The organism is Bacillus sp. LR--39 (genome assembly GCF_053613335.1).
The window spans coordinates 1-516 of record NZ_JBSIOT010001610.1; the positions used below are offsets into that span (position 1 = coordinate 1).

The 516-nt window shown below is 42.2% G+C and carries 1 protein-coding gene; it reads left to right on the top strand.

The window, feature by feature from the left end; all coding sequences use genetic code 11:
- Positions 1-214 precede the first annotated feature (214 nt).
- On the top strand, positions 215-516 hold a 302-nt coding region (locus ACWHAR_RS32075; protein WP_452089048.1), incomplete at its 3' end, for an RDD family protein.

Here is a 516-nt window from a genome sequence, read left to right on the forward strand (position 1 = left end):
TTGTAACTTTTCTATTTTAACAAAAATAACTTCTGAGGGCTTGGTTTCGGGCTAAAAAAGAATTTGGTAATGTAATAAGCTGGCTGATTATGCCAATTTACCTATGACATTTTCACCAACTTTTGTGATTTAAGGCTTATCACCTATTCCTACTTTAGGCCCTTCTTTTTTACAATCATTAGGTATTTATTTAACATTTTAAGGAGTGTTTCTATTGGAACTAGCTGGTTTCATGCTGCGCGCCTGCGCTCTTTTACTTGATGTAATCATTGCCGCAGCAGTGATTTTGGCAGCCGGATTTACGTTTGGCGATGGGTCCGCCGGTGTCATTATCGTCGCCATATTGATGCTGATTGTGTACCCTTTGCTGATGCCGCTGACAAATTGGAAAGGCACACTGGGCAAAAAAATCATCGGGCTGCAAATCGTGAGGGACGAAACACACGAGAAAATTTCTCTCCTACAGGCGATTGTCCGCTACATCATAGCGTGGGTGCATGTGTTCTCCCGCCTGAT